General features: G+C 71.9%; 6 protein-coding genes. 5 read left to right on the top strand and 1 reads right to left on the bottom strand.

Annotated elements, in window-relative coordinates:
- The first annotated feature begins 97 nt into the window (after window positions 1-97).
- Complete coding sequence (locus ACRYR9_RS13980; RefSeq protein WP_432494558.1) at window positions 98-1,066, top strand: aldo/keto reductase; 969 nt, start codon at window positions 98-100, stop codon at window positions 1,064-1,066.
- A 24-nt stretch (window positions 1,067-1,090) separates the two neighbouring features.
- On the opposite strand, the gene ACRYR9_RS13975 is transcribed toward ACRYR9_RS13980, so the two are convergent.
- Window positions 1,091-2,053: a sugar-binding transcriptional regulator gene (locus ACRYR9_RS13975; protein ID WP_432494556.1), complete on the bottom strand. Its 963-nt coding sequence runs from the start codon at window positions 2,051-2,053 to the stop codon at window positions 1,091-1,093.
- Window positions 2,054-2,233: 180 nt separating this feature from the next.
- Here ACRYR9_RS13975 and ACRYR9_RS13970 point away from each other — a divergent pair, with 180 nt between their 5' ends.
- The 4 genes from ACRYR9_RS13970 to ACRYR9_RS13955 all read left to right on the top strand — a co-directional run bounded on the left by ACRYR9_RS13970 (window position 2,234) and on the right by ACRYR9_RS13955 (window position 7,106).
- Complete coding sequence (locus ACRYR9_RS13970) at window positions 2,234-3,610, top strand: ABC transporter substrate-binding protein (RefSeq protein WP_432494554.1); 1,377 nt, start codon at window positions 2,234-2,236, stop codon at window positions 3,608-3,610.
- 123 nt (window positions 3,611-3,733) lie between these two features.
- Window positions 3,734-4,714: a carbohydrate ABC transporter permease gene (locus ACRYR9_RS13965; protein ID WP_432494552.1), complete on the top strand. Its 981-nt coding sequence runs from the start codon at window positions 3,734-3,736 to the stop codon at window positions 4,712-4,714.
- On the top strand, window positions 4,711-5,607 hold the full coding sequence (locus ACRYR9_RS13960) for a carbohydrate ABC transporter permease (protein ID WP_432494550.1): 897 nt from the start codon (window positions 4,711-4,713) through the stop codon (window positions 5,605-5,607). The genes ACRYR9_RS13965 and ACRYR9_RS13960 overlap by 4 nt, the downstream gene beginning before the upstream one ends.
- Window positions 5,604-7,106 (top strand): mannitol dehydrogenase family protein, encoded by a 1,503-nt coding sequence (locus ACRYR9_RS13955; RefSeq protein ID WP_432494548.1) that lies wholly within the window; start codon window positions 5,604-5,606, stop codon window positions 7,104-7,106. Before ACRYR9_RS13960 ends, ACRYR9_RS13955 begins: the two co-directional genes overlap by 4 nt.
- Window positions 7,107-7,120 lie beyond the last annotated feature (14 nt).

The following is a 7,120-nucleotide window of genomic DNA, read 5'->3' as shown; positions in this document are numbered from 1 at the left end:
CCCCACCCCCCGGTCAACTTGCACGATTGACCATTCAACCGTGCAAGATCACTAGGAGGAGGGGCGGGACGGGTCGCGGCGGGGCAGGATCGGCGGCATGGACTACGTGAAGCTGGGTTCCACCGGCCTGGAGGTCTCCCGCCTCTGCCTGGGCTGCATGAGCTACGGCGACCCCGAGCGCGGCGGGCACCCCTGGACGCTGCCGCAGGAGGACAGCGCCCCCTTCCTGCACCGGGCGCTGGACGCCGGGGTGAACTTCTTCGACACCGCGAACGTCTACTCGAACGGCTCCTCCGAGGAGATCCTCGGGAACGTCCTGCTCAAGGCGGTGCCGCGCCACGAGGTCGTCATCGCCACCAAGGTCCACGGGCGGATGCGTCCCGGCCCCAACGGCGCCGGCCTGTCCCGGCACGCGATCCTCACCGAGGTCGACGCATCGCTGCGCCGCCTGGGCACCGACCACGTCGACCTCTACCAGATCCACCGCTGGGACCCCACGACCCCGGTCGAGGAGACCCTGGAGGCCCTGCACGACGTGGTGAAGGCCGGCAAGGCCCGCTACATCGGCGCCTCGTCGATGTGGGCGTGGCAGTTCGCCAAGGCCCTGCACCTGCAGGACGCCAACGGCTGGACGAGGTTCGCCACCATGCAGGACCACTACAACCTCCTCTACCGCGAGGAGGAGCGCGAGATGCTGCCGCTGTGCGCGGACGAGGGCGTCGGCGTCATCCCGTGGAGCCCACTGGCGCGCGGCAAGCTCACCCGCGACTGGGACGCGGCGACGAACCGCTCGGAGCGCGACGAGTTCGGCAAGACGCTGTACCGCGACTCCGACGAGCGGATCGTGCAGGCGGTCGCACGGGTCGCCGAGCGCCGGGGTGTGCCGCGCGCGCAGGTGGCGCTGGCGTGGGTGGCGCGCAACCCCGTGGTCGTCGCCCCGATCGTCGGGGCGACGAAGCCGCACCACCTCGACGACGCCGTGGCCGCGCTGGAGCTGGAGCTGACCGACGAGGAGGTCGCCGAGCTGGAGGCGCCCTACGAGCCGCACGAGGTGGCCGGGTTCTGAACCCGGCCCCGTCACCCGCGGGGGTCAGGGCAGGTCCAGGACCTCCCGCGCCAGTTCGGTGTGGGTGACGAGGGTGGTGACGAGGCCGCTGCGCAGCACGGCGGCCGTGGCGGGGGCGCGGGCGGCCACGTCCCCGCAGGACATGGCGACCACGTCGCCGGCGCGGCGCAGCTGCTCACCGGTGACCCCGACCACCCGGTCGGCCAGCCCGGGGACCTCGGAGCCGTCGGCGCCGACGAGGACGCCGGTGACCTCGGCGACGACACCGGCGCGCGCCAGGTGCGCGCCGGTGCCCGCGTCGAGGGAGTCCAGGGCGGTGGACTCCCCCGGCCGCCAGGCGCCGACGGAGACGACGGCGCGGGTCAGGGTGTCGAGCTCGGCCAGCGCGTGCGCGATCTCCGGCTGGGAGCGCAGGCTGTCGGCGGTGGCGGCGTCGGGAACGGCCAGCGGGGCGTAGAACGTGGCGGCGGTGGAGCCGGTGGCCTCGGCGGCGCGGCGCACCAGGTCCACGGCGCTGCCCTCGACGTCGGGGCGGGGCAGCGCGCCGGCGAGCTGCACGAAGCGGGTGCGAAGCGGCGCGGACAGCGCAGCGACGAGCTGGGAGACGGTGCGCCCCCACGCCAGGCCGACGACGTCCTCGGGCAGGGCGGTCTCCTCCAGCAGCCCGGCGGCGAACTGCGCGACGGCACGCCGCCGGGCGGGCACGGAGTCGCCGTCGGCGCGCACCACGTAGGCGGCGCGCAGCCCGAAGCGGGTGCGCAGCGCCTCGCCGAGCTCGCCGTCGACGGAGGGCGGGACGAGCACGCGGATCTGCACGAGGCCCGCGTCGGCGGCCTCCGTGAGCAGCCGGGCCACCTTGAACCGGCTGATCCCCAGGTCGCGGGCGATGTCGACCTTCGTCCGCCCCTCGAGGTGGAAGCGCTGGGCCACGGCGGCGGCCAGGGCCAGCCCGCTGGTGGTCGTTCCCCGCGCGAGCGCCTTCGCCATCGCGTCCTCCTCGTCGCCGCAGCCGGCCGCGCACGGGCGCGGCCGGTTGACAGCTCGTCGTGATGAGCGCCACTATCGCACAACTGAGAACTACCCGCTCACATGAGCGGGGTGGAGCACCAGCCGGGACACCTCCCCAGGGCTCCGCGGGAACCGGTCGACGAAGACACGGAGGGCACGATGCTCGGAGGGCACACGCGGCGCCTGGCGCTGGCGGCGGCGTTCAGCGGAACGGTCCTGCTGGCCGGTTGCGCCGGCGCCGGCGGGGGGAACGCGGGCGGCGGGGACGAGGGCGGAGAGGACGGCGGCAGCATCAGCGTCATCATGGTCAACAACCCGCAGATGGTGGACCTGGAGAACCTCACGGAGGAGCACTTCACCGCCGAGACCGGCATCGAGGTCAACTTCACCGTGCTCCCGGAGAACGACGTCCGCGACCGGATCACCCAGGAGTTCAGCAGCCAGGCCGGGCAGTACGACGTGGCCTCGATCTCCAACTACGAGGTGCCCTTCTACTCGCAGAACGGCTGGCTGGCGCCGCTGGACGAGTACCTGGAGGGCGACGAGGAGTTCAACCAGGACGACATCCTCCCGGCGATGGAGTCCTCACTGACCGGCGAGGACGGCTCCGTCTACGCCCAGCCCTTCTACGGCGAGTCGTCGTTCCTCATGTACCGCAAGGACGTGTTCGAGCAGGCCGGCCTGACCATGCCCGAGAACCCGACCTGGCAGCAGGTCGCCGACCTCGCCGCCCAGGTCGACAACGTCCAGCCCGGCATGCGCGGCATCTGCCTGCGCGGCCAGCCCGGCTGGGGGCAGGTGTTCGCGCCGCTGACCACGGTGGTCAACACCTTCGGCGGCACCTGGTTCGAGGAGGACTGGACCGCCAAGGTGAACTCGCCGGAGTTCACCGAGGCCACCCAGTTCTACGTCGACCTGGTGCGCGCCCACGGCGAGGCCGGCGCCCCGCAGGCCGGGTTCACCGAGTGCCTGAACAACATGACCCAGGGCAACGTGGCGATGTGGTACGACGCCACCTCCGCCGCCGGTTCGCTGGAGGCCGAGGGGTCTCCCGTCGCCGGCAAGATCGGCTACGTCGCCGCACCGGTGGTCGAGACCGACGCCTCCGGGTGGCTGTACACCTGGGCGTGGGGCGTCCAGGAGGCCTCGCAGAACAAGGAGGACGCGTGGGAGTTCATCTCCTGGGCGTCCAGCCAGGGGTACGAGGAGCTCGTCGGCGAGCAGCTCGGCTGGGCGAAGGTGCCTTCCGGCAAGCGCAGCTCGACGTACGAGAACGAGCAGTACCAGCAGGCCGCCGCCCCCTTCTACGAGGCGACCCGCGACGCGATCCTCACCGCCGACCCGCAGAGCCCCGGCGTGCAGCCGCGCCCGGCACCCGGGATCCAGTTCGTCGCGATCCCGGAGTTCGCGGCGATGGCCACCCAGGTCTCGCAGCTGGTCAGCTCCGCCATCGCCGGGCAGACGACCGTGCCCGACGCCCTGGCGCAGGGTCAGCAGATCGCCACGGAGCAGGTGACCGAGGTCTACCAGGAGTGACCCGGCAGTGAGCTCCAGGCCGGCCCGCCGCCGCCCGCGGCGGGGCGGCCCCCGCACCGGCCCGCACCGGCCGCGCACCCCTCGCCACCGCCTGGCGCAACCCACTCCCGCAGGAGCACACCGATGAGCACGGGAACCGACACCCCGAGGGGGCGGCCGGCGGCCGGCACCGCCGTCACCCCTCCGCCGACCACCTCGACCACCGGCGCCCGCAGGATCTCGAACTGGGCCCGCCGGGCACCGCTGATGCCGGCGTTCATCTTCCTCTTCCTCACCACCCAGCTCCCGTTCCTGACCACGATCGTCATCTCGTTCACGAACTGGAACGCGCTGCGCCCCGGCCAGCGCGACTTCATCGGCGTCGAGAACTACGCGGAGGTCTTCACCAACGCCCGGCTGCGCGAGTCGGTCTGGAACACGATCGTCCTGACCGTCGTCGTCGTGGGCGTCAGCCTCGTGCTGGGCATGCTGATCGCCCTGCTGCTGGACCGGAGGTTCTTCGGGCGAGGCGCGGTGCGCACCATGATGATCGCCCCCTTCCTCGTGGTCCCCATCGCCGCCGCGCTGCTGTGGAAGCACGCGCTGTTCAACCCCTCCTACGGCCTGCTCAACGGCGTGCTCAACTGGGTGTGGGGCGTGTTCGGCAGCGAAGACGCGCCGCAGCCGGAGTACCTGACCGTCGCCCCGATGATGTCGATCCAGGCGGCGCTCATCTGGCAGTGGACCCCGTTCATGATGCTCATCCTGCTGGCGGGCCTGCAGTCCAAGCCCGCCGACGCGGAGGAGGCCGCCCGCATGGACGGCGCCAGCGGGTGGCAGATCTTCCGCTACCTGACCTTCCCCCACCTGCGGCAGTACCTGGAGCTGGGCGGCCTGCTCGGGGCCATCTACATCGTGCAGAACTTCGACGCCGTCTTCACCATCACCTCCGGCGCGCTGGGAACGGCGAACCTGCCCTACACGATCTACCAGACGTTCTTCCAGGCCGGGCGGTACGGGCTCGCCTCGGCGATGGGTGTCGTCGTCGTCATCGGCACGATCATCATCGCCACGTTCGCGCTGCGGGTGGTCTCGACCATGTTCAAGGAGGAGGGAGCCCGATGAGCACCACCACCGGCCGTGCCGCCGAGGTCCGTCCCAGCGCCGGGCACGTCCCCACCAGCCGGCGCGAGCGCCGGGCCCGCGAGCTGAACCGCGGCAACCCGCTGTGGGGGCTGCTCGCCTGGATCGTCGGGCTGCTCTTCGTCGCCCCCGTGCTGTGGATGGTGCTCACCTCCTTCCACTCCGAGACCGACGCGGCCACCAACCCGCCCTCGATCGCGGCGGAGCTGACCCTGCAGGGCTACCGCAGCTTCTTCCAGGCCGGCCCGTGGCCGCCGCTGATCAACTCGCTGTCCGCCTCGGTCGTCTCCACGATCATCGTGCTGCTGCTGGCCATGCCCGCCGCCTACGCGCTGTCCATCCGGCCGGTCAAGCGCTGGACGGACGTCATGTTCTTCTTCCTGTCCACGAAGTTCATGCCGATCGTCGCCGCCGTGCTGCCGCTGTACCTGTTCGCCCGCTACGCCGGCCTGCTGGACAACATCACCTACCTGTCGCTGCTGTACACCTCGATGAACCTGCCGATCGCGGTGTGGATGATGCGCTCGTTCCTCGCCGAGGTCCCCGTGGAGATGCTGGAGGCCGCCTCCATCGACGGCGCCGGGCTGATCCGCACGCTGCGCTCGGTGGTGGCGCCGGTGGCGGTGCCGGGCATCGCCGCGACCGCGCTGATCTGCTTCATCTTCAGCTGGAACGAGCTGCTGCTGGCGCGCACCCTGACCGCGACGGTCGCGGGCACCGCACCGGTGTTCCTCACCGGTTTCGTCACCAGCCAGGGCCTGTTCCTGGCGCAGTTGTGCGCGGCCGCGACCGTGATCTCCCTGCCGGTGCTCGTCGCCGGCTTCGCCGCCCAGGACAAGCTGGTCCAGGGCCTGTCCCTCGGAGCCGTCAAGTGACCTCGACCACGTCCGCCGTCGCCCTGTCGCCGCAGAACCTCGCGGCGGTCGGGGCACGGGTGCCGGTGCCCACCTACGACCGCTCGGCCGTCACCCCGGGCATCGTGCACCTCGGCGTGGGCGGGTTCCACCGCGCGCACCAGGCGATGTACCTGGACCGGCTCATGGAGCAGGGGAAGGCGCTGGACTGGGGCATCCGCGGCGTCGGCGTGCTGCCGCACGACGCGCGGATGAAGGAGGTCCTGGACCGCCAGGGCGGGCTGTACACGCTGGTGCTCAAGCACCCGGACGGCACGCGCGAGCCCCGCGTGATCGGCTCGATCCTGGACTTCACCCTGGCCCCGCAGGACCCGGAGGCGGCGATCGAGGCGATGGCCGACGAGCGCATCCGCATCGTCTCCCTCACCGTCACCGAGGGTGGTTACAACGTCGACGACGTCACGGGTGAGTTCCTGTTGGACAACCCGGACGTGGCCGCCGACCTGGTGGGCGGGGCGGCGGCCCGCACCAGCTTCGGCCTGGTCACCGAGGCGCTGCGCCGCCGCCGCGACCGCGGCCTGCCGGCGTTCACGATCATGTCCTGCGACAACATCCAGGGCAACGGGCACGTGGCGCGCAAGGTGTTCACCGCCTTCGCGTGGGCCAGGGACCGAGAGCTGGGCGCCTGGGTGGAGGAGAACGTGCGCTTCCCCAGCTCCATGGTGGACCGCATCACCCCCGCCACCACCGACGACGACCGCGCCGAGGTCCGCGAGAGCTTCGGCGTGGACGACGCCTGGCCGGTGGTGTGCGAGCCGTTCACGCAGTGGGTCCTGGAGGACGACTTCACCGAAGGGCGGCCGCCCTACGAGGACGCCGGCGTGCAGGTCGTCGACGACGTCGAGCCGTACGAGCTGATGAAGCTGCGGCTGCTGAACGCCAGCCACCAGGCGCTGTGCTACTTCGGGCACCTGGCCGGGTACCGGCTGGTGCACGAGGTGGTGCAGGACCCGCTGTTCGCGCGGTTCCTGCTGGCGTACATGGAGCGGGAGGGCACCCCGACCCTGCCGCCGGTGCCGGGCACGGACCTGGACGCCTACCGGCGCGAGCTGATCGCCCGGTTCTCCAACGGCGAGGTGCGCGACACCGTGGCGCGGCTGTGCAACGAGAGTTCCGACCGCATCCCCAAGTGGCTGCTGCCGGTGGTGCGCCACCAGCTCGCCCACGGCGGGGAGTTCTTCCGCGGTGCGGCCGTGGTGGCGAGCTGGGCCCGCTACGCCGAGGGGGTGGACGAGCAGGGGAACCCGATCGAGGTCTCCGACCGCCTCGCCGGGCGCCTGGTGGCGACCGCCCAGCGCAACCGCGCCGAGCCGACGGCGTTCATCGCCGACCGCGGCCTGTTCGGCGACCTCGTCGACGACGAGCGGTTCGTCGCCGAGTACACCGCGACGCTGGCGTCCCTGCACGAGAGGGGCGCGCGCGCCACCCTGGAGGAGCTGGTGGCGCGCGGCACCTCCTGACCCGACCGGCGGGC

This window comes from Kineococcus auxinigenes (assembly GCF_050871525.1).
In the GTDB taxonomy this organism is placed as follows: Bacteria; Actinomycetota; Actinomycetes; order Actinomycetales; family Kineococcaceae; genus Kineococcus.
Note: the sequence above shows the minus strand (reverse complement) of the source record. Positions and strands in the feature narration are given on the sequence as shown.

Excerpts from the sequence above, each read along its gene's own strand:
- ACRYR9_RS13980 (WP_432494558.1), top strand. The coding sequence starts at position 98 with ATGGACTACGTGAAGCTGGGTTCCACCGGCCTGGAGGTCTCCCGCCTC.
- ACRYR9_RS13975 (WP_432494556.1), bottom strand. The coding sequence starts at position 2,053 with ATGGCGAAGGCGCTCGCGCGGGGAACGACCACCAGCGGGCTGGCCCTG.
- ACRYR9_RS13970 (WP_432494554.1), top strand. The coding sequence starts at position 2,234 with ATGCTCGGAGGGCACACGCGGCGCCTGGCGCTGGCGGCGGCGTTCAGC.
- ACRYR9_RS13965 (WP_432494552.1), top strand. The coding sequence starts at position 3,734 with ATGAGCACGGGAACCGACACCCCGAGGGGGCGGCCGGCGGCCGGCACC.
- ACRYR9_RS13960 (WP_432494550.1), top strand. The coding sequence starts at position 4,711 with ATGAGCACCACCACCGGCCGTGCCGCCGAGGTCCGTCCCAGCGCCGGG.